The organism is Ruegeria sp. N4, from assembly GCF_056531425.1.
Window position 1 is genome coordinate 49128 of sequence record NZ_JBQFLT010000012.1, and the last position, 19761, is coordinate 68888.

Consider the following 19761-nt stretch of genomic DNA (forward strand, 5'->3'; position numbering starts at 1 on the left):
GGTGCGTTTGGATGATGATTTCAATCAAGCCAAAAAGGCGGAGAGCAGACAGATGAAATGGCTGATACGCATTCTGTTCATTGTGGTGGCCGTGGTCGGGCTGGTCATTGGGGCGTTGCTGCTGATGCCCGGGGACAAGCTGGCCGCGATCCTGTCTGAGCAGGTCAAGGCCAACACGGGGCGCGAGCTGACGCTGTCGGGGGACGTCAACCTGTCCTTCTGGCCGGTTTTGGGCATGGAAACCGGGCCCGTGACGTTCGGCAACGCACCATGGGCCGGGCCTGAGCCGATGCTTAGCGCGGACAGTCTGGCTGTTGGTGTGGATGCTGCCGCACTGCTGGCGGGCGATCTGAAGATCAAGCGGGTCTTTGCGCAAAACCCGGTTCTGCGGCTGGAATTGTCACAGGGTCGCGGAAACTGGGTCATGGGCGCGGCTGAGACCACGCCGTCCGCGGGCGCTGTAGGCAGCGCGCCCTCGGGCGAAACTGGTGCCGTGACGCTGGAGCGGTTGGAACTGACGGATGCGCGGCTGATCTACGTCGAAAACGGCGTGACGCAGATGGATTTTGCGGGTGTGACCCTGTCCGCCAGTTGGCCGGACGTCTCCGCGCCCATGGTGATGCAGGCCAGTATGGCCGTGCCGGGCGGTGCAGTGCAGGTGGATCTGAAAATGCCCGATTTGCCCGCCTTTTCGTCGGGCGCTGTGACGCCGCTGGACGTGGCGCTGACCGCCCCGGGCGGAGAGATCGGGTTCAACGGCAATGTCAATCTGTCGGGCGAGATGGATGGCAAGATGCAAGTCATCACGCAAAGCACGGAAAAGATGTTGACCGCGTTTGGGCAAGGCGGTGTGGCGGTTCCCCACGGTTTGGGCCGCACGGCAAATATCTCGGGTCAGATGACCTATACCAAGGATGGCCGTGTGTCCCTGCGCAATATGGTGGCGCAGCTTGATGACAATCGGCTGGCCGGAGAGGCCGACATCACAATCGCCGATCCCCCTCAGATCGTGGCGCGCCTGAATACAGATGCACTGGACCTGTCGCGCGTGACCGATGCCGAGCCCGGATCGGGCGGCGGGGCAGGGGCCACGTCATCTGCGTCGGACGGGTGGTCAAAGGCACCGATTGATGCGTCGCCGCTGTCACTGGCCAACGGCAAAATCCGCCTGACAGCCAAGTCCATCGCGGTTCCGGGGATGCAGTTCGGCGCCTCTGACCTGACGCTTGGTCTGGATCGGTCGCGTGCGGTGCTGGAAATGCACCCTGCGACGCTGTTCTCCGGCCAGCTCAACGGTCAGGTGGTTGCGAATAACCGCAACGGATTGTCGGTGGGCGGCGATCTGAAAGCCAGCGGCATCAACCTGAAACAGGCGTTATCGACCCTAGCAGATGTAGACCGTCTGTCCGGCACCACATCCGGCGCGTTTCAGTTTCTGGGCGTCGGGCAGAGTGAAGACCAGATCATGCGCTCGCTCAGCGGCAAGGGGAATGTGGATGTCGGGACCGGGGTTATTTCGGGCTTCGATCTGGATCGGCTGATGGGCCGGGGAACCGGGTCGGGCGGTACGACGGTGTTTGACAGCCTGACCGCAAGCTTCTCGATCGACAAAGGCGTGTTGACCAACTCTGACCTGCTGATGTCCCTGAAAAACTTCCGCGCCGATGGTGCGGGCAAGGTCAATCTGGGTGCGCGTACGTTGGACTATCTGTTCACGCCAACCGCGCTACGGGCCAATGCGGGGCAGGGGATTTCAGTGCCCGTGCGCATCCATGGACCGTGGAGCAGCCCGTCGATCACACCCGACCTGACCAAAGTCATCGAGGCGGCGGCGGAAGGCAAAGTCAAAGAGCTTGAAGATGATGCCAAGCAGAAGGTGCTGGACAAGGTCGGCAATGAGTTGGACACGACCATAACCGACAGCGATCAAATCGAAGACGCGCTGAAGAAAAAGCTTGAGGATGAGGCGAAGAAGGGTCTGCTGAAACTGTTTGGTGGCGATTGATAAAAGGGGCGTCCAGCGACGCCCCCTTGGATCAAATCGTCTGATCGTAATCGCCAACACCCGGTTCGGTGCGGATAACGGCGTCGATATCGGCAAAGATCGCGCGCATTTCCGCCTCGCTTTCACTGCTTTCGCACACCACCACAAGGTTCGGCGTGTTCGAGGAGGCGCGCACCAGACCCCAGCTGCCATTGTCCAGAATGACCCGCGCGCCATTGACAGTGACCACCTCTTTGATGGTGCGACCGGCAAAGCTTTCTCCTGCGTCCGCCTTGGCCACCAGTTTGTCGACCAGTCGCTGGAGGATATCGTATTTCTCGGTATCAGCCGCGTAGGGCGACATGGTCGGGGTGGACCAGGTCTTGGGCAGGGCCTTGCGCAGATCAGACATGCTTTGACCGGGGTTGCGGTCCATCAGCTTGCAGATCTCAACCGCGACCCGCATGCCGCAGTCATAGCCACGCCCGACCGGCTCGGCCAGGAAGTAGTGGCCCGATTTCTCGAACCCGGCCAGCGCGCCGATTTCCTTCACGCGCCGCTTCATGTGGCTGTGACCGGTTTTCCAATAGTCCGCTTTGACGCCGAGGGATTGCAGTTCAGGGTCGCTGGCGAACAGACCGGTTGATTTCACGTCTGCCACAAAGGTCGAGCCCGGGTGCAGCTTGGCCAGATCGCGGGCCATGATGACGCCAACCTTGTCGGCGAAAATCTCCTCACCTTCGTCATCCACAACACCACAGCGGTCGCCATCCCCATCAAACCCAAGCGCCAGATCCGCGCCGCAGGAATTCACGCTGTCCGACATGTCTTGCAGCATTTCCATGGCTTCGGGGTTGGGGTTGTAGTTGGGGAAAGTGTAATCCAACCGGTTGTGGCTGGGTACGACTTCAACCCCGATCCGTTCGAAAATCTCGGGCGCAAACGCCGAGGCGGTTCCGTTCCCCGTGGCGCAGACCACTTTCAACGGGCGGGACATTTTGAAATCACCGACCAGATCGTCGATATAGGCCTCTTTCACGCCATCGACGAATTCATAGGACCCGCCTTGATGCGGCTGGCCTTCGCCGTTCAGGACGATATCGCGCAGTTCGGACATCTCGTCCGGGCCGTGTGTCAGCGGGCGCTCAAAGCCCATTTTCACTCCGGTCCAGCCATTTGGATTGTGGCTGGCCGTCACCATCGCCACGGCGGGAACGTTCAGATGAAACTGCGCGAAATAGGCCATCGGGCTAAGCGCGGGGCCGATATCCTTGACCTGAATCCCGGCCTGCATCAGCCCCAGGATCAGGGCGTTCTTGATCGACAGGGAATAGTCGCGATAGTCGTTGCCCACTGCGATGACCGGGTCAATCCCGCGCCGCCGCATCTGAGTGCCCAAACCCAGACCAAGTGCGGTCATGCCGGGCAGGTTGATCTCGTCGGGGTACTTCCAGCGTGCATCATATTCGCGAAAGCCCGTGGGCTTGATCATTGCGTCACGCAAAAAGCTCCAGGTGTTTGGCGTCACCTCGGGGAATGGTTTGGTCATAACAAGTCTCAATCGTTAAATCTGAATCGGATTCGCTTTCGCAAGCGCATCAAAACGCATCAATGTGTCAACAAGTTGGGGCATCTGGTCCAGCGGAATCATATTGGGCCCATCGGACGGGGCCGTATCTGGATCCTGATGTGTCTCGATGAAAACCGCTCCGACCCCCAGTGAGACCGCAGCGCGGGCCATGACAGGCGCGAATTCACGTTGGCCGCCGGAAGACCCGCCCTTGCCGCCGGGCTGTTGCACGGAATGCGTCGCATCCATGACGACAGGGTAGCCTGTTTTGGCCATCTGCGGCAGGCCGCGCATATCCGCCACCAAAGTGTTGTAGCCAAATGACGTCCCGCGTTCGGTCAGCAAGATGTTCTGGTTTCCGGTGCTCTCGACCTTGTCGACGATATTGCCCATTTCCCACGGCGCGAGAAATTGGCCTTTCTTGACGTTAACGGCCTTTCCGGTCGCCCCGGCAGCCAGCAGCATATCCGTCTGACGGCACAGGAAAGCGGGGATTTGCAGTACATCAACAGCCTCAGCCGCGATGGCGCACTGGGCCTCGGTATGCACGTCGGTCAGAACCGGAACGCCGATGGTCTTGCGAATGTCGTCCAGAACCTTCAGCCCCGCATCGATTCCCATGCCGCGTTTACCGGACAGAGAGGTGCGGTTGGCCTTGTCATAGGAGGCCTTGAACACATACTGCGCGCCCGCAGCATCGCAGGCTTCTTTCATGGTGCCCGCAATCATCTGGGCGTGGTCCGCTGTTTCAAGCTGGCAGGGGCCAGCAATGATGGTCAGCGGAAGATCGTTGCCGACGGTAATGTCGGAGATTTTTACATGTTTCATGGGTCTTATGAGGATACCTGTTCACGAAGGACCGACGCGGTAAGCGAGATCATCAGGTAGATACCAGCAAACAACAGGAAAGCCAAAATCGTATTTTCGAACTTGCGCGGATAGGACGGATCCTGGCTGGGAACCGGGTTCACCGAGACGGTCAGATACCGCACCTGCCTGTTGGCCTCGGTGCGCGTGGTTTCCATGTATTGCATAGCGTTTTGCAGCATCATGTCCCGCGCGACCAGATCGGCCTGCGCCATCTGAATCCGCACGCTCAACCGCGCCAGCGAGTTTTCGCCTGCCGAGACATCCAGCATCTCGGCATTCAGGTTGTCCAGCACCACTTCCAGCCGTGCGATATCGGCTGTGACCCCGTCGACCTTGGCCTTGTTGGGCCGCAGATTGTCAAGAAGGGCCGCCAGTTCCAGGTTTTTGTCCTGCAACAGAATTTCGATTTCGTTGATCCGCCCGCGTAGCCCGGCAATCACATTTTCGGGGTCCAGAATCGCGCCCTGAAGCTGCAACTCGATCAGGTCTTCCTGCGCCTGACGGCGCGCTTGTTGCGCGGATTCAAAGCTTTCCAGCGCGTCGCGCATCTGGTCGTCGCGCTTTTCACCGGACAGTTTGTTCACCCGGCCTTCGGCGTAAGAGATCAAGCGATCGGAAAACTCGGCCGAGGTTTGCGGGTCGGGGGCAATCACCTCCATCCGGATGATCCCGTCCGTGGGGTCATAGCCGATCGTGACGATGCGGCTGTATAGCTTATAGGCTTCCTCAAGCGTGGCGTCGGCTGCCAGCCTTTGGATCGGATCAATCCAATCCTGTTGGAACACTTCGGTAAAGCTTGCGTCGTTGTCCAGCAGCAGCAACGCCTCTTTCGATTCCAGAAAATCCTGAACCGATACCGAATCCTGTGCCGTGGCAAATTGCGTACCGGACAGCAGGCCGCCGACGGCCCCACCCGCACTATCTGCCTGCAGGATCGAGAAGGACGAATTGCTGGCATACATCGGGGTCGCGATTCGATAGAAATAGAACCCCACAACAAAGGTGGGTAGCAGTACAAACGCTGCCAGCCGGGCGAACAGCGCAAACAGCTTGACGCGCCGCCTGCGCGCGATGTCCTTCTGGATTTGACCGATTTCAAGGTTTCGGCGTTCTGCCGGGCTCATCTCGGGGCCTGGCGGGCTGAATTCCTTGTGCTGGACGGTTTGCGGCAGCTGTATCCTGACCTTGTCTTTGGGCTTTTTCGACGTTGTGCTGCCTTGGGAGGTTTTGGCGGCGGCAAGGTCCAGCAGGTTTGTCCGCTCGAACGGATCGATCCCCTTTTTCCGCAACAGACGAACGGCATCATAATCGGACGAGGCCGCAAGCCCGTGTTTCTGCGCCAGCCGACGGGCAATGCGTAGCTGCCGACCGGTCAGCCCCTCACGCTTGATGTCGTCCAGTTCGGTTCCGGGCTGCGGGGCGTTTGCGGCAGATGGTCCTTCGGTCGCGCTGCGAATGCGCGAGATCGCATCGGCGCGCGCCTCGGCCGATCCTTCGACCGGCTGCTTGCGGCGCAAGTTGTATTTTCTAACCTTGGGTTTCGTAGTCATATAACTGTTTTGCCTCTTCCAAGGTTTCAAACATGTAAAGCTGCCCGTCCAAAAGAACCGCGGCTTGCTGTGCAAATTTTTCCAGCGTCGATGGGCTGTGCGACACGATCACAAGGGTCGTCGTGCGCAGCCTTTCCCGCAGGATGTCACCGGCCTTCTTGTTGAATTCAACATCCGTGGACGAGGGCATCCCCTCATCAATCAGGTACATGTCGAAATCCAGCGCCAGCATCAGCGAGAAGGTGAAACGCGAGCGCATGCCGGAAGAATAGGTCGACAGGGGCTGGTTGAAATATTCGCCCAGATTGCACAGCCAGCTGCAATACGCCTCGACATAGTCAGGATCCATGCCGTAGATTTTTGCAATATAGCGCGCGTTTTCCAGCGCGGACATCTTGCTGGAAACGCCACCCGTGAAACCCATCGGGAAAGACACCCGGCAATCGCGGCGAATGACGCCTTCATCGGGCTTCTCCAACCCGGCCATCATGTTGATAAGCGTGGTTTTTCCCGTGCCATTGGGCGCAAGAATGCCAAGGGATGTGCCCAGCTCGACCCGGAACGAGACCCGGTCCAGGATCACCTTGCGGCGCGTCCCGGTCCAAAAGGATTTGCTGACATTCTCGAACTCAAGCATAGGTGGCCTGCTGCTCAATCCAGTTTTCGTGTCGCTCTTGTCGGGCGATGAGGGAGGGTGTTCCCTATTGGCCCATGTTGGCTACATTATGTCGAATTATGAAACAAATCATCAATATGCGCCAGCGGCAGGAAGGCTTACGTAACATTCCATGACCAGCCTGATGGAAGATATTCGGTCCTGTCGCCTGTGCGCCAATCAGTTTGCACAGACGGCAACAGCACATGCGCCGCGCCCTGTGGTCTGGTTTCAACCGGGCACGCCGATTCTGGTCGCGGGGCAGGCACCGGGGGCGCGGGTTCATGCCTCGGGGCGGCCGTTTACCGATCCATCCGGGGATCGCCTGCGCGACTGGCTGGGGATAGATGAGACCGTGTTCTACGACCGGGCCAAGCTGTCCATCGTGCCCATGGCCTTTTGCTTTCCGGGTTATGACGAAAAGAACGCGGACCTGCCGCCGCCGGCCCTTTGCCGGAAGACCTGGCATGATCGCGTCATGCAGGCCCTGGGGCAGGTGCCGTTGACCGTTCTGGTCGGCGGTCACGCGCATAAATACCACCTTGGTGTTCGCAGTTCCGTCACCGAGACGGTCAAAGACTGGAAAACTCACGCCCCGCGCGTCTTTGCCTTGCCTCATCCGTCGTGGCGCAATACGGCATGGCTGAAGAAAAACCCGTGGTTCGAGGCCGATCTGCTGCCGGTTCTGCGCGCGCGGGTGCAAGAGGTGTTGAATGACTGAGACAACCGCGCTGGATACAGCCCATGCCGCAATGCAGGCCGCCCCGCAGGACGACACCGCCCGGCTGAGGTTTTTCGAACGTCTGGCGGATAGTGAGCTGTTCCTGATGCTGACCGAAGAAGCACAGGGCGAGAACATCTCGCCCGAGGTGTTTGATGTGGCCCATGGGCAATTCGTATTGGCCTTTGATCGCGAGGACCGGCTGGCGCAGTTTGCGAGCCGTCCGGTGCCCTATGTGGCGCTGTCCGGTCGGGTGCTGTCATCCATGCTTGCGGGGCAGGGTATTGGCTTGGGTCTGAACCTCGAAGTTGCACCTTCGTCGATGCTGATCCCGTCCGAGGCGCTGGGGTGGTTGGCGACAACCCTTCAACACGCCCCCGAAGAAGTGCACGAGAAGCTGGCCGAGTTTCTACCACCTGCGGGCCTGCCGGATATGCTGTTGACCGCGCTGGACGCCAAGCTGGCCACCGCCGGGGGGCTGGCACAAGCGGCCTATCTGGTGGCGACCAAATCGCAAAGCGGTGCGTCAGGTCACTTGCTGGGATTTGTCGGGGCGGTTGAGGGCGCAGAACCTGCGCTGGCCAAGGCCGCGTCCGAGGCGCTGACCTTTTCGGGGATCGAGGCCGGGGCGATGGATGTGGGCTTTTTTGCCATGGACGACGTGGCGGCAGGATTGCTGGCCAAAATCGGACTGAGGTTCGATCTGCCGCAGCCCGAGATGCCCGAGACTGTCCGGCCCATACCGGGAAGTGACCCGGCCAAACCTCCGATCCTGAAATAGGCCCCGCCCAAAAGGAAAACGCGGCGCAAGCCAGCGCCGCGCCGCCTTTTTTGTCGGTTATTCGGCAGCAGGTTCCAATTTGTCCTGCGTGCGGGTCTCGAAATCGCTGGCCTCGTGCCGTTCATGAAGCTGCATATGCGGCTCGCCAAACGGGCGGTTGACCATGCGTCCCCGCAGAACAGCCGGGCGTTCGTCGATGGCCTTGGCCCAGCGCATGACGTTCTTGTAGGATTCGACATCCAGAAACTCGGCGGCGTCGTACAGACGACCCAGCACAAGCTGACCGTACCAGGGCCATATCGCCATATCGGCAATCGAATAATCCTCACCCGCGATAAAGGTTTTCTTGGCCAGCTCCCGATCCAGAACGTCCAACTGGCGCTTCGCCTCCATGGCAAAGCGGTTGATCGGATATTCCCATTTTTCAGGTGCATAGGCGTAGAAATGACCGAATCCGCCGCCCAGATAGGGTGCGCTGCCCATCTGCCAGAAAACCCAATTCATCACCTCGGTTCGCTCGGGGCCTGATTTGGGCAGGAAGGCGTCAAATTTCTCGGCCAGATGGAATAGGATCGAGGCGCTTTCGAACACGCGCACAGGCTCATCCCCGGACCGGTCCCACAGCGCGGGAATTTTCGAGTTCGGATTGGCACCGACAAAGCCGGAACTGAACTGGTCGCCTTCGCCGATATTGACCAGCCAGGCATTGTATTCAGCCTCTTCATGGCCCAGGGCCAACAGCTCTTCCAGCATGATCGTGACCTTGACGCCATTGGGCGTGGCCAGCGAATACAGTTGCAGGGGATGGCGACCTACGGGCAGATCCTTGTCGTGGGTGGCACCTGCAATCGGCCGGTTGATATTGGCAAACCGCCCGCCGCTTTCGCTGTCCCAGGTCCAGACTTTCGGAGGGGTGTAAGTGGATTGATCGCTCATCTCGTGCCTTTCTGTCCAATGCCGGGGGGCCGCGCACCCAATCGTCTAACAGCTAATGTTGCAGTATCCAGAGTCCAACCCCGTGTTGTTGTAATAAATTCAGACAAACCTCTCACGTTTTCTCGTTCTTGGTCACAGCGGCGCGAGGGGGACTACGCAGCGCCAAAAAATAGCATATTGTCTCGACAGTCCCGCCAACACGGCACCCTTGGGCAGATGAATTGAAAAGGATTGACCACATGAAACGCTTTGCTTTGACCTTTGCCGCGGCCATGGCCCTGGCAGTTCCAGCTTTCGCTGGCCCGCAATATGTCGACGGCACCGGTTTTGCTGTCTCTGGGTATGACGTTGTTGCCTATCGCAGCCTGGATCAGGTTGCCATCGGTCAGTCGCAACCCGAAGGTGTGCGCGGAAATGCAGACATCACCGCCGAATATAACGGTGCCACCTGGGCTTTCGCGACCGAAGAAAACCGCGACAAGTTCCTGGAAAATCCGGCTTATTACGCACCGCAATATGATGGCCACTGTGCGTATGGCGTGTCCAAGGGCGGTAAGGTTCCGGCCAACCCGAATCTGTGGCGCATCGTCGATGACAAGCTGTACCTGAACATCACCGATGTTGTTGTCGGTTTCTGGGAAGAAGATGTTCCGGGCAACATCAACATCGCCGAAGGCAACTGGCCGGGTATCGAAGGGGGTGACGCATCCACCAGCGTCATTCCGAAGTTCACTTCGGAAGGCCCGATCACAAACTAAGGCCACTCACGACCCCTCAGCCCGGCTCTCACCCCCTCAAGAGCCGGGCTTTCCGCGCGGTTAACTCGCCAGCCAGTATTCGTTGCGAATGGCCTGATCGGCCTCAAACCGGATGCGCACACTTTTCGCCCCCGGAAATTTGCGTTCGCAGATTGTGTCCGGGATCACGACCTCTCCGGCCCCTTTGTCATTTGACTGGAAGCTCAGAACTTCGGTCTCGGTATTGCGCGAAGCGCTGAGGACAGAGGTCGGCAGAGCGACCCGATTGGCCCCCTGGCAGACAGGCGTTGTGACGAAATACGTCAGATGACGCCCATAACATCCAACCGCATCCGGAACGTGGTCGGACGCGACATAGTTGGACTCATCCCGCTGCGACATATGCGGCAGAGCGCGACCGGGATCCAGCATCGCCTGACAGGTTGCGATATCTTCGGGCGCAAGCTCGATGATGCGCTTTCTCAGGCGTGGCCGTTTCGGCTTGCGCGGTCCGGTATCGGCCTCTTTCGCGGTGTAGCCCTTTTTGCGCAGATAATCATAGGCCGCCTTGGCCCGCGCGAAATTTGTTGAATCCCCCCCTGTGTGATCAGGATGGGCATGAAAGGCGATCCGCCGCCATGCGTCTCGGATGTCTTCTGAATCGGCGTCCGGGTCCAGTCCCAGATCCGCCAAAGCGTCCTTGCGCGCCTTGAGCTCGTCGACGTGCTCCATACTCATTTCACTCTTTACAACCACACATCCTCAGTTTCCCGAGTGTCGTGTTTTTGTCAATTTTTACAGAGTATTGAATTAGGTTGAGGTGACAATGCGAAGTCAGAATGCGGATTGTTCCTGATTTCGGGCGAACCTTTGGGTGCAGTGTCAGCACCAACTTTCCGGCGGTTTGCGAACACAAAAACGCCCGGGCCAGTTTTGGACCCGGGCAAGACGCAATGAATGGGTGAATTAGGCGACGTTCTGCAATTCGGCCTTGGGTGTGATGCCCAGCGCAAAACAGACGTCACGCGTCAGTTCCGGGCGGTTCAGCGTGTAGAAATGCAGCTTGTCCACGCCGCCTTCGATCAGGTCAGAGCATAGCTCGGTGCACAGCGCGGTGGCCAGAAGATCCTCACGATCATCGCGAATGGCTTTCTCGAACGCCTGATCGATCCAATCGGGAACGTGGGTGCCGCAGCGCTGGGCAAAGCTGCGCGCGCCCTTCCAGTTTTCGATCGGCAGAATGCCGGGGACGATGGGCTTGTCGATACCCGCTTTCTCGCAGGCGTCGCGGAACCGGAAAAAGGTCTCGGCTTCGAAAAAGAACTGGGTCAGCGCCTCGTCAGCACCGGCGTCCAGCTTGGCTTTCAGCCAGTCCACATCCGCTTGCGTATTGCGGGCTTCGGGATGTTTGTCGGGATAAGCACCCACACGAATGCTGAACATCTCGGTCTCGGCCAGTGCCTCGATCAGTTCCACGGAATGCGCAAAGCCGTCGGGGTGGGGGATGAACTTGTCCTGACCTTTCGGCGGATCGCCACGCAGTGCAACGATGTTCTCGACACCGGCGCGGGCGAACTTGTCCGCGATCTCAAGCGTTTCCTGACGCGAGGCATCGACGCAGGTCAGATGCGCCGCAACCGGCAGGCCGGACGATTTGTGCAGCGTTGCAACCGCATCCCGCGTCAACTCGCGCGTGGTGCCGCCTGCGCCATAGGTGACCGAAACAAACCGGGGTTCCAGCGGGGCCAGTGTTTGCACCGTGTCCCAAAGGCGGAATGAGGCCTCAAGCGTTTTGGGCGGAAAGAACTCGAACGAAATTTCAGGTTTGGTCATCATGGCCTCACAGGATCAATTGAGCCTCTTGTGCCATGTGGGGCGATGTGAGACAAACTCATATTCTTCAAGAACAACATGAGGTGCGCGACATATGCACATCGAATTCCGGCACCTGCGAACCATCAAGGCCATCCATGAATGCGGCGGGCTGGCGCGTGCGGCGGATCAGCTGAACATCACCCAATCCGCGCTGAGCCATCAGATCAAGGGGCTTGAGGATCAGGCCGGGGTCGAACTGTTCCTGCGCCGGTCCAAACCGATGAAACTGTCCGCTGCCGGATTGCGTTTGCTGCGCCTTGCGGAACAGATCCTGCCTCAGGTCGAGGCCGCACAGCAGGAGTTCACCTCGCTACGTGACGGACGCACGGGCCGGATGCATATCGCTATCGAGTGTCACGCCTGTTTCGAATGGCTGTTCCCGGTGCTTGAATCCTTCCGGAAATCCTGGGGTGACGTAGATGTCGACATTCGCCCCGGCCTGGCTTTTGACGCCTTGCCCGCCTTGCAGAAGGAAGAGGTTGATCTGGTCGTCTCATCCGATCCCGAAGATCTGCCGGGTGTCGAGTTTGTCGAACTGTTCGACTACAACGCCGTGTTTGTCGCCGCGTCATCCCATCCGCTGGCCGAGAAGGATTATATCGAGGCAGAGGATTTTCGTGGTCAGACCCTGATCACCTATCCGGTCGAACGCACGCGCCTGGATGTTTTCAGCCAGTTGCTGATCCCGGCGCGGGTCGAACCGGCCGCCATCCGGCAGGTGGAACTGACGGCTGTGATCCTGTTGCTGGTTGCCTCGAACCGGGGCATCTCGGTTCTGCCGGACTGGGTCGTGCGCGAGGTCAAATACAACTCGGATTATGTCACCCGCCCGCTGACGAGTGAGGGGGTCACCCGCCGTCTATATGCCGCTGTCCGCTCGGAAGATCTGGAAAAACCCTTTGTACAGGAACTGGTCAAACTGGCCCGCGACGAGGCGCGCAAGCTGCAGGCACAGTAGCGGCGTTTTGCGCGGGGCTGCTATGCGCATCATTCCTCTTGGCAAGGGCGCATTGCATCAGTATACGCGCGGTTTGACCGGACAGGAGCCTTTTCACAATGGTTGGCAGTGCAAATCTCAACATCATGATCAAAGCCGCGCGCAAGGCGGGGCGGTCTCTGGTCAAGGATTTCCGTGAAGTCGAGAACCTGCAGGTGTCGATGAAGGGCGCTGGTGACTTTGTGTCCAAGGCCGATATCGCCGCCGAGGCCATCCTGAAAGAAGAACTGCTGGGCGCGCGCCCGACCTATGGCTGGCTGGCTGAAGAGGGCGGTTCGATTGACGGCGAGGACCCGACCCGCCGCTGGATCGTCGATCCGCTGGACGGCACCACCAACTTCCTGCATGGTTTGCCGCATTGGGCGGTGTCCATCGCGCTGGAACACAAGGGTAAGATCGTGTCCGGTGTGATCTACGACCCTGCCAAGGACGAGATGTTCTTTGCCGAAAAGGGCGAAGGCGCATGGATGAACGATATGCGTATCCGCGTGTCCGGTCGTCACCGCATGATTGAATCGATCTTCTCGACCGGTCTGCCCTTTGGTGGCCGTTCCGATCTGCCTGCAACCCTGCAAGACCTTGCGCGCCTGATGCCTGCCTGCGCCGGTGTGCGTCGCTGGGGCGCTGCCGCCCTGGATATGGCCTATGTGGCGGCTGGCCGTTACGAAGGGTTCTGGGAACGTCGCCTGAACGCTTGGGATCTGGCCGCTGGTATGATCATCGTGAAAGAAGCGGGTGGCTTTGTGCAGCCTTTGAACCCCGAAGGCAGCGTGCTGGAAGACGGCGAGGTTATCTGCGCCAACGAGCCAATCTTTGACAGTTTTGCCAAAGTGATCCGGGGCTAAGGCACGCCTACTTGCGCGGCACGCGCGGGATGCGCGTTTGCGAGAGTTTGTATTTCGTCTCGGGGTGTGGCGGATGGCCATGGGTGCGATCCCAGAACGCTGTGCCGCCGCGTTTCAGCCATAGCGGGATACACAGGATCAGCCCGACGACGAACCCTCCGGTATGGGCCCAATAGGCCACGCCGCCTTCGTCGGGGTTGCTGTTCAGGCTGCCGTAGAACTGCATCACCAGCCAGACGCCCAGCATCACAAAAGCCGGGATCGAAAAGACCCTGAAATAGACGATCAGGATCAGCAGAATATCGACGCGGGCCTTTGGGAACAGCAAAAGATAGCCGCCCATCACCCCGGCAATTGCGCCCGAGGCTCCGATTGTCGGCACCACCGAATCCGGCGCAGTAATGACGTGGATCAGCCCGGCCCCTAATCCGGCGACGAGATAGAATAGCAAAAAGGGCAGGTGGCCCATTTCATCTTCCAGATTGTCCCCGAAGATCCAAAGAAACAGCATGTTCCCGGCCAGATGCATCCAGCCGCCATGCAGGAACATGGACGTCACGAATGTCTCGAACGCATAGCCATCCGCGATGCGCGCGGGAATGATCGCGTAGTCGAAATAGAACCGCTGGATCAATTGCGGGTTATCCATGATCCCCACATAGCTGAGGAAGATCAGGATATTCGCCGCCATCAGCGTGTAAACGACATAGGGCGTGCGCCCCGAGGGGTTATGGTCGCGGATCGGAAACATGGCGCGACGCTGGGCTTTTCAGGGCCCAGCGTCAAGGTCAGCTTATGCCGCACCGCCCAACAACGCGGCGTTACCGCCTGCGGCTGTGGTATCGACGCAGACATGCCGTTCGCCCAACACGCGGGCGCGGTCCGGCAGGCCGGGGATCAGCGGCAGGATCGGACCGTCGCGACGGGCCAGATGCTGTTCGATCTGGCGTGCGGTATCCTCACCACCCCACCACAGAACGCCCGAAATGCCGGTCAGGTTCTCCAAGCGATGCAGATCAAGCGCTCCGGTAGCCTCAATCGCGGTTCCACCCAAGGCCAGAACCGCATCGGCCTGTGCACGTGATGCCGTCGAACCGGGGCCAAGGCACAGAACCGGTGGCCGTGCAAACTCGGACAACCGGTTCGATTCCCCTGTCGGTCCGGGCAGGGTTTGCGTTTGCACCGGGGCAGGCTGGCCTTTTGGCGCGGGCAACTCTGCCGATGCGCTCCAGGTCTCAGATGCCGTCTGGCGATCCGGTGCGCAGAACCGGGCCATATAGTTGGGGCCGCCCGCCTTGGGCCCGGTGCCCGATAGCCCCTCGCCACCGAAGGGCTGAGAGCCGACGATGGCCCCGATCTGGTTGCGGTTGACATAGACGTTGCCCGCGTGGATCGCCTCGATCACGTGCTGGACGCGGTCGTCAATGCGGGTGTGCAGGCCGAAGGTCAGGCCATACCCTGTGGCGTTGATGTCCGCGATCACCTGATCGATCTCTTGCGCCTTAAAGCGGGCCACGTGCAGAACCGGGCCAAAAATCTCACGCTCAAGATCGGCGATGCCGCTGATTTCGATCAGGGTCGGGGCGATAAACACCCCCTCGGGCGGGGTGCCGAGTTCTTTGAGAACGCGCCCCTCGGCCCGCGCTTTGGAGACATGATCCGCAATGCCCTGACGCGCGGTTTCGTCGATCACCGGGCCGCAATCGGTTGAAATCAGCCACGGGTCGCCGACGCGAAGTGCGTCCATCGCGCCTTTCAGCATCGTCAAGACGTCGTCGGCAATGTCCTCTTGCAGATACAGGCAACGCAGGGCCGAGCATCGCTGGCCAGCGGACTGAAACGCGCTTTCGATGATCGATTGCACGGCCTGTTCCGGCAGCGCGGTGCTGTCGACGATCATCGCATTCAGACCGCCGGTTTCAGCGATCAACGGCGTGCCGGGCCGCATGTTCTGTGCCATGGCCGAGCGGATTTTCAGCGCCGTTGCCGTCGATCCCGTGAAGGCCACGCCCGAGATGCGCGCGTCCGAAGTCAGCGCCGCGCCCACCTCTGGCCCGCCGGGAAGCAGTTGCAGCGCATCACGGGGCACCCCGGCCTCGTGCAGCAACTGAATGGCGCGATGCGCGATCAGCGGGGTTTGCGGTGCGGGTTTTGCCAGAACCGCATTGCCGGTTGCCAGCGCTGCGGAAATCTGACCGGTGAAGATCGCCAGCGGGAAGTTCCACGGGCTGATGCAGGTGAAAATCCCGGCAGGCTTGGCCGCAGGGATGTTGGCCGCATAGTAGCGCAGGAAATCCACCGCTTCGCGTAACTCCGCGACCGCATCGAGCAGCGATTTCCCGGCTTCGCGGGCCAAAAGGGCAAACAGCTCACCGAAATGGGCCTCGTACAGATCAGCGGCCTTGTTCAGAACCTCAGTGCGTTGCGCGGCAGGGGCCTGCCATGGGCTGGCCGAGGCCAAAGCCAGTTCGACATCTGCGGTGCTGGCGGGGGCAACCGCGCCGGGCTTGTCCTGAGGGTGCGCCGGGTTGATGACAGGTTGATCCGCCGCGGGTTTGGCCTGTTCGGACAGCAGGGGCTGCGCATACCAGTGATGCGCCCGGAACCGGTCCCGCGCCGCATCGATCTTATCGAGCGTCGGTGTATGCCGCAGGTCAAACCCCTTGGAATTCGGGCGTTCCGGAAGAAACAGTTCCGGCCCGGTCGGAAGCGGTGTCGAGGCCGCCTGAACAGCGGTGAACGGGTCGGCGGCAACCTCTTCCGGCGGCACGGCCTCATCCACGATCTGGTTCACGAAGGACGAGTTCGCACCGTTTTCCAGCAAGCGCCGGACCAGATAGGCCAGAAGGTCACGATGCGCCCCGACGGGAGCATAGATGCGGCAGCGGGTCTTGTGCTTCTCCATGACCAGTTGATGCAGCGTCTCACCCATGCCGTGCAGGCGTTGGAATTCGAACGGCTGGTCCTCGGCCATATGCAGGATGGCGCTGACGGTGTGGGCGTTGTGGGTCGCGAATTGCGGATAGATTCGGTCGGTCATGCCCAGCAACTTGCGCGCATTGGCGACATAGGACACATCGGTTGCGGCCTTGTGGGTAAAGACAGGGAACCCATCGACCCCTTCGACCTGCGCACGCTTGATCTCGGTATCCCAATAGGCGCCTTTGACCAGACGGACCATCAGCTTGCGGTCATGGCGCTGCGCCATGTCATAGAGCGTATCCAGCACCAATCCCGCACGCGGCCCGTAAGCCTGCACAACGATGCCAAAGCCATCCCATCCGGCCAGCGCAGGCTCGGCCATGACCTCTTCGATCACTTGCAACGACAGTGACAGGCGGTCGGCCTCTTCGGCGTCCACGTTCAAACCCATGCCAGCGGCTTTGGCCAAAAGGGCCAGTGCGCGCAGGCGCGGCACTAGCTCATCCATGACACGCTCTTCCTGTGCCAATTCATAGCGAGGGTGCAGAGCGGACAGCTTGACCGAGATGCCGGGGTTTGCGCGGATGTCGTCATGGGTGCACGCCTCGGCAATGGCGGCGATGGCGCGGGAATAGGATAGGTGATAGCGGGCGGCATCTGCCTCGGTGCGCGCGGCCTCGCCCAGCATGTCATAGGAATAGGTGTAGCCCTTGGCCTCCATCCCGCTGGCGCGGCCCATGGCGGATTGAATGGTCTCTCCCAGAACGAACTGCCGGCCCATTTCCTTCATGGCGCGGCCAACGGCCGTGCGAATGACCGGCTCACCCAGCCGTTTGATCGCCCCGCGCAGGGCGCTGACGGGGGACGCCTTGCCCTCATCCAGCACCTTGCCGGTCAGCATCAAAGCCCAGGTCGAGGCATTGACCAGCGAGGATGAGGACTGACCCAGATGCTTGCCCCAGTCCGAGGGCGCAATCTTGTCTTCGATCAGCGCGTCGATCGTGTCTGCATCCGGCACGCGCAACAGCGCCTCGGCCAGACACATCAGGGCCACGCCTTCGTCGGTCGACAGGCCGTATTCGGCCAGAAACACCTCCATCATCCCCGGCGAGGTGCTTGACCGGATGTCGCGGACAAGCTGGGCGGCGGCGGCGCAAATGACGGTGCGATCTGCGTCGGTCAGGTTTGCCGTGTCGATCAGGGACTGCAGCACAGATGACTGGTCCGCATAGGTTTGAGTGTCGATTAGGGTGCGCAGGCTGTGTGACATGAATCCTCCGGGCGTTTTTAGTAGTATATTCGTAAAAAATCAGGACAATCGCTTGAAGATTGAGGTGTCATGGGCCATTCGCCTGAAAATTGGGGTTTGAACGATGCAAATGCACTTTCCCGAACTGGATCGGTTCGACCGGTCCATCCTGCAAGTACTGGCCGAGGATGGGCGTATCTCGGTCGCGGATCTGGCCCGGCGGATCGGGTTGTCCAAATCTCCGACACAGGCGCGGTTGAAACGGCTTGAGGCGGATGGGGTCATCAAAGGCTACCGCGCGATGCTGGATCCGATCCGGCTGGGCCTGGATCACGTGGCGTTTGTCGAGGTACGCATGACGGACACGCGGGAAAAGGCGCTGGCCGAATTCAACGCCGCGGTTCGTAAGATCGCCGAGATTGAACAGGCCCATATGATCGCGTCGAATTTCGACTATCTGCTGAAGGTCAGGACCGGTTCCATGTCGGAATACCGGGCTGTTTTGGCCGAAAAGATCTCATCCCTGCCGCATGTGGCCAGCACATCGACCTTTGTCGCGATGGAGGCTGTAAAGGAAACCGGAATGCTGGGCGCACTGGACGCAACTTGACAGAACCTCATCCCGCGCCATCCTTGGATTATGCGACATCTACTCCAGGCAGCGATCATTGGGTGTGCGGTAGCGTCTGCGGCGACAGCGCAGTCTTGCCCGGACGCCCCGGATCACATCGACGGCGTCGGTGACTTGATTGCGCAGACCCAAAAGGCCCGGTCCGAGACTGAGGCGCGCGTATTCTCCAGCCAGATGTGGGAGCTTTGGACCGATGCGCCCGATGCCAAATCCCAGACTATGCTGGATCGGGGCATGGCGCGGCGCGAGGCTTGGGACCTGATCGGGGCTTTGGACGAGTTGAACGCGCTAGTCGACTACTGCCCGCAATATGCGGAAGGGTACAATCAGCGGGCCTTTGTCAATTACCTGCGGCAGGATTACGGATCGGCGCTGCGCGACCTCGACATCGCGATTGAGCTGTCTCCGAACCATGTTGCGGCGATCAGCGGGCGGGCCTTGTCGCTGCTGGGCCTGAACCGGCTGGACGAGGCAAGAACGGCGCTGAAAGACGCGCTGGACCTTAATCCCTGGCTGTCGGAACGGGCCCTGCTGGCCCCCGGCGGACCGTTGGACCCGCCCGGACAGGACATCTAATAAGGGTGCTTCGGCCGTCCTCCAACGGCGCGCGTGATTTCACGTGCAGCGGCTGAGACCAGATCGCCGAACCGATCAACCGTTTCAGAATTGAACCGCGCGGTTGGCCCGGACACGGACACTCCGGCGCAGGGCAGGTTTTGTTCGTTGAATATCACCGCACCGATACAGGACATCCCGAGATAACGTTCCTCGACATCATACGACCAGCCACGCTGCCGGATAACATGCAAATCCGCCTCAAGAGAGGTGACATCGTTGTGCGTGTGTTCAGTGAAGGCTTCGAGCGTTGATGAAGACAGCAGTTTCCGCACGCCATCGGGCTCCATCGCGGCCAGAATCGCCTTGCCCGTGCCCGAGGCGTACATGGGCGTCCGCGCACCCGGCGGGAAAAAGGCGCGGATCGGGTTCTTCGTCTCGATCTGGCCGACAAAAACCACGTCTCCGGCGTCTGGTACGGCCAGATTTGCGGTCTCGCCTGTCTCCTGCATCAGCCTGTGCATGATGGGTCGCGAGATTTCGACCACGTTGTTGCGTTTCAGAAAGGCGGCCCCGGCGCGATACGCCTCGATCCCGACCATCCATTCCTGCCGGTCTTCGTCAAAGCGCACAAAGCCGCGATTGGCGAGCGTGGCCAGTATGCGATGGGTGGTTGCGGTCGGCACGCCGGTCTCGCGGCTCAGATCCGTCAGAGTGCAGCGTTCCAGCCGGGCAACGGCGCTGAGGGTGCCAAGGGCGCGGTCCAGAGATTGCAGCGTCCCGGCCGAGCTTTCCTTGAACAGGGATTTCGGCCTGCCGCGCGGTCGTTTCGGTGTGTCCAATCCAGCCCCCTTATTGCGTTTCGGCAAAATCATAGGGGGCA

The 19761-nt window shown here is 60.1% G+C and carries 18 protein-coding genes; 8 read left to right on the forward strand and 10 right to left on the reverse strand.

The window, feature by feature from the left end; translation table 11 throughout:
- Window positions 1-52: 52 nt before the first annotated feature.
- Window positions 53-2005 (forward strand): AsmA family protein, encoded by a 1953-nt coding sequence (locus ACR0LW_RS16880; protein WP_480883445.1) that lies wholly within the window; start codon window positions 53-55, stop codon window positions 2003-2005.
- A 31-nt stretch (window positions 2006-2036) separates the two neighbouring features.
- Here ACR0LW_RS16880 and ACR0LW_RS16885 read toward each other — a convergent pair whose 3' ends face one another.
- Genes ACR0LW_RS16885 through ACR0LW_RS16900 form a run of 4 tightly spaced genes read right to left on the reverse strand, consistent with a single transcriptional unit; the run spans window position 2037 to window position 6611 of the window.
- Window positions 2037-3533: a phosphomannomutase/phosphoglucomutase gene (locus tag ACR0LW_RS16885; RefSeq protein WP_480883447.1), complete on the reverse strand. Its 1497-nt coding sequence runs from the start codon at window positions 3531-3533 to the stop codon at window positions 2037-2039.
- 15 nt (window positions 3534-3548) lie between these two features.
- Window positions 3549-4382: a 3-deoxy-8-phosphooctulonate synthase gene (kdsA, locus tag ACR0LW_RS16890; protein WP_480883449.1), complete on the reverse strand. Its 834-nt coding sequence runs from the start codon at window positions 4380-4382 to the stop codon at window positions 3549-3551.
- A 5-nt stretch (window positions 4383-4387) separates the two neighbouring features.
- Window positions 4388-5974: a capsule biosynthesis protein gene (locus tag ACR0LW_RS16895; RefSeq protein WP_170521756.1), complete on the reverse strand. Its 1587-nt coding sequence runs from the start codon at window positions 5972-5974 to the stop codon at window positions 4388-4390.
- Window positions 5952-6611 (reverse strand): ATP-binding cassette domain-containing protein, encoded by a 660-nt coding sequence (locus tag ACR0LW_RS16900; protein ID WP_170452578.1) that lies wholly within the window; start codon window positions 6609-6611, stop codon window positions 5952-5954. The genes ACR0LW_RS16895 and ACR0LW_RS16900 overlap by 23 nt, the downstream gene beginning before the upstream one ends.
- Before the next feature lie 151 nt (window positions 6612-6762).
- Between ACR0LW_RS16900 and ACR0LW_RS16905 the strand changes: the two genes are divergently transcribed.
- Both ACR0LW_RS16905 and ACR0LW_RS16910 read left to right on the forward strand, forming a co-directional pair.
- The gene (locus tag ACR0LW_RS16905; protein WP_480780181.1) at window positions 6763-7350 is read left to right on the forward strand and encodes a uracil-DNA glycosylase family protein; all 588 of its coding nucleotides are present in this window, start codon (window positions 6763-6765) and stop codon (window positions 7348-7350) included.
- Window positions 7343-8131 (forward strand): SseB family protein, encoded by a 789-nt coding sequence (locus ACR0LW_RS16910; RefSeq protein ID WP_480883452.1) that lies wholly within the window; start codon window positions 7343-7345, stop codon window positions 8129-8131. The genes ACR0LW_RS16905 and ACR0LW_RS16910 overlap by 8 nt, the downstream gene beginning before the upstream one ends.
- A gap of 57 nt (window positions 8132-8188) precedes the next feature.
- Here the strand turns inward: ACR0LW_RS16910 and yghU are convergent, their stop codons facing one another.
- Entirely contained in the window at window positions 8189-9067 is an 879-nt protein-coding gene (yghU, locus tag ACR0LW_RS16915; RefSeq protein WP_170452572.1) for a glutathione-dependent disulfide-bond oxidoreductase, read from the reverse strand.
- Between the two features lie 239 nt (window positions 9068-9306).
- On the opposite strand from yghU, the gene ACR0LW_RS16920 reads away from it, so the two are divergent.
- A complete protein-coding gene (locus ACR0LW_RS16920; RefSeq protein WP_170622905.1) occupies window positions 9307-9825 on the forward strand; it encodes a YHS domain-containing (seleno)protein in 519 nt (172 codons plus the stop codon).
- A 60-nt stretch (window positions 9826-9885) separates the two neighbouring features.
- On the opposite strand, the gene ACR0LW_RS16925 is transcribed toward ACR0LW_RS16920, so the two are convergent.
- Window positions 9886-10536, reverse strand: coding sequence for a J domain-containing protein (locus ACR0LW_RS16925; RefSeq protein WP_480883455.1), 651 nt, complete (start codon window positions 10534-10536; stop codon window positions 9886-9888).
- Between the two features lie 234 nt (window positions 10537-10770).
- On the reverse strand, window positions 10771-11637 hold the full coding sequence (gene metF, locus ACR0LW_RS16930) for a methylenetetrahydrofolate reductase [NAD(P)H] (RefSeq protein WP_170622907.1): 867 nt from the start codon (window positions 11635-11637) through the stop codon (window positions 10771-10773).
- A 94-nt stretch (window positions 11638-11731) separates the two neighbouring features.
- Here metF and ACR0LW_RS16935 point away from each other — a divergent pair, with 94 nt between their 5' ends.
- Entirely contained in the window at window positions 11732-12637 is a 906-nt protein-coding gene (locus tag ACR0LW_RS16935) for a LysR family transcriptional regulator (RefSeq protein WP_480883457.1), read from the forward strand.
- A 98-nt stretch (window positions 12638-12735) separates the two neighbouring features.
- Entirely contained in the window at window positions 12736-13521 is a 786-nt protein-coding gene (locus ACR0LW_RS16940; protein ID WP_170622909.1) for an inositol monophosphatase family protein, read from the forward strand.
- A 7-nt stretch (window positions 13522-13528) separates the two neighbouring features.
- Here the strand turns inward: ACR0LW_RS16940 and ACR0LW_RS16945 are convergent, their stop codons facing one another.
- On the reverse strand, window positions 13529-14272 hold the full coding sequence (locus ACR0LW_RS16945; RefSeq protein WP_170521763.1) for a rhomboid family intramembrane serine protease: 744 nt from the start codon (window positions 14270-14272) through the stop codon (window positions 13529-13531).
- A 42-nt stretch (window positions 14273-14314) separates the two neighbouring features.
- Window positions 14315-17713, reverse strand: coding sequence for a bifunctional proline dehydrogenase/L-glutamate gamma-semialdehyde dehydrogenase PutA (gene putA / locus ACR0LW_RS16950; RefSeq protein ID WP_480883459.1), 3399 nt, complete (start codon window positions 17711-17713; stop codon window positions 14315-14317).
- 103 nt (window positions 17714-17816) lie between these two features.
- Here putA and ACR0LW_RS16955 point away from each other — a divergent pair, with 103 nt between their 5' ends.
- A complete protein-coding gene (locus tag ACR0LW_RS16955; RefSeq protein WP_480883461.1) occupies window positions 17817-18302 on the forward strand; it encodes an Lrp/AsnC family transcriptional regulator in 486 nt (161 codons plus the stop codon).
- A 30-nt stretch (window positions 18303-18332) separates the two neighbouring features.
- Complete coding sequence (locus tag ACR0LW_RS16960; RefSeq protein ID WP_480883463.1) at window positions 18333-18899, forward strand: tetratricopeptide repeat protein; 567 nt, start codon at window positions 18333-18335, stop codon at window positions 18897-18899.
- Here the strand turns inward: ACR0LW_RS16960 and ACR0LW_RS16965 are convergent.
- Window positions 18896-19720, reverse strand: coding sequence for an IclR family transcriptional regulator (locus ACR0LW_RS16965; protein ID WP_480883465.1), 825 nt, complete (start codon window positions 19718-19720; stop codon window positions 18896-18898). The two genes, ACR0LW_RS16960 and ACR0LW_RS16965, sit on opposite strands and share 4 nt — an antisense overlap.
- Window positions 19721-19761: the final 41 nt, after the last annotated feature.

Bases quoted from the DNA above. Each gene is read 5' to 3' on its own strand.
- ACR0LW_RS16910 (WP_480883452.1), top strand. From the start codon at position 7,343: ATGACTGAGACAACCGCGCTGGATACAGCCCATGCCGCAATGCAGGCC.
- metF (WP_170622907.1), bottom strand. From the start codon at position 11,637: ATGACCAAACCTGAAATTTCGTTCGAGTTCTTTCCGCCCAAAACGCTT.
- ACR0LW_RS16920 (WP_170622905.1), top strand. From the start codon at position 9,307: ATGAAACGCTTTGCTTTGACCTTTGCCGCGGCCATGGCCCTGGCAGTT.
- ACR0LW_RS16925 (WP_480883455.1), bottom strand. From the start codon at position 10,536: ATGGAGCACGTCGACGAGCTCAAGGCGCGCAAGGACGCTTTGGCGGAT.
- ACR0LW_RS16935 (WP_480883457.1), top strand. From the start codon at position 11,732: ATGCACATCGAATTCCGGCACCTGCGAACCATCAAGGCCATCCATGAA.
- ACR0LW_RS16880 (WP_480883445.1), top strand. From the start codon at position 53: ATGAAATGGCTGATACGCATTCTGTTCATTGTGGTGGCCGTGGTCGGG.
- ACR0LW_RS16885 (WP_480883447.1), bottom strand. From the start codon at position 3,533: ATGACCAAACCATTCCCCGAGGTGACGCCAAACACCTGGAGCTTTTTG.
- ACR0LW_RS16960 (WP_480883463.1), top strand. From the start codon at position 18,333: ATGCGACATCTACTCCAGGCAGCGATCATTGGGTGTGCGGTAGCGTCT.
- ACR0LW_RS16900 (WP_170452578.1), bottom strand. From the start codon at position 6,611: ATGCTTGAGTTCGAGAATGTCAGCAAATCCTTTTGGACCGGGACGCGC.
- ACR0LW_RS16940 (WP_170622909.1), top strand. From the start codon at position 12,736: ATGGTTGGCAGTGCAAATCTCAACATCATGATCAAAGCCGCGCGCAAG.
- ACR0LW_RS16905 (WP_480780181.1), top strand. From the start codon at position 6,763: ATGACCAGCCTGATGGAAGATATTCGGTCCTGTCGCCTGTGCGCCAAT.
- ACR0LW_RS16955 (WP_480883461.1), top strand. From the start codon at position 17,817: ATGCAAATGCACTTTCCCGAACTGGATCGGTTCGACCGGTCCATCCTG.
- kdsA (WP_480883449.1), bottom strand. From the start codon at position 4,382: ATGAAACATGTAAAAATCTCCGACATTACCGTCGGCAACGATCTTCCG.
- yghU (WP_170452572.1), bottom strand. From the start codon at position 9,067: ATGAGCGATCAATCCACTTACACCCCTCCGAAAGTCTGGACCTGGGAC.
- ACR0LW_RS16945 (WP_170521763.1), bottom strand. From the start codon at position 14,272: ATGTTTCCGATCCGCGACCATAACCCCTCGGGGCGCACGCCCTATGTC.
- putA (WP_480883459.1), bottom strand. From the start codon at position 17,713: ATGTCACACAGCCTGCGCACCCTAATCGACACTCAAACCTATGCGGAC.
- ACR0LW_RS16895 (WP_170521756.1), bottom strand. From the start codon at position 5,974: ATGACTACGAAACCCAAGGTTAGAAAATACAACTTGCGCCGCAAGCAG.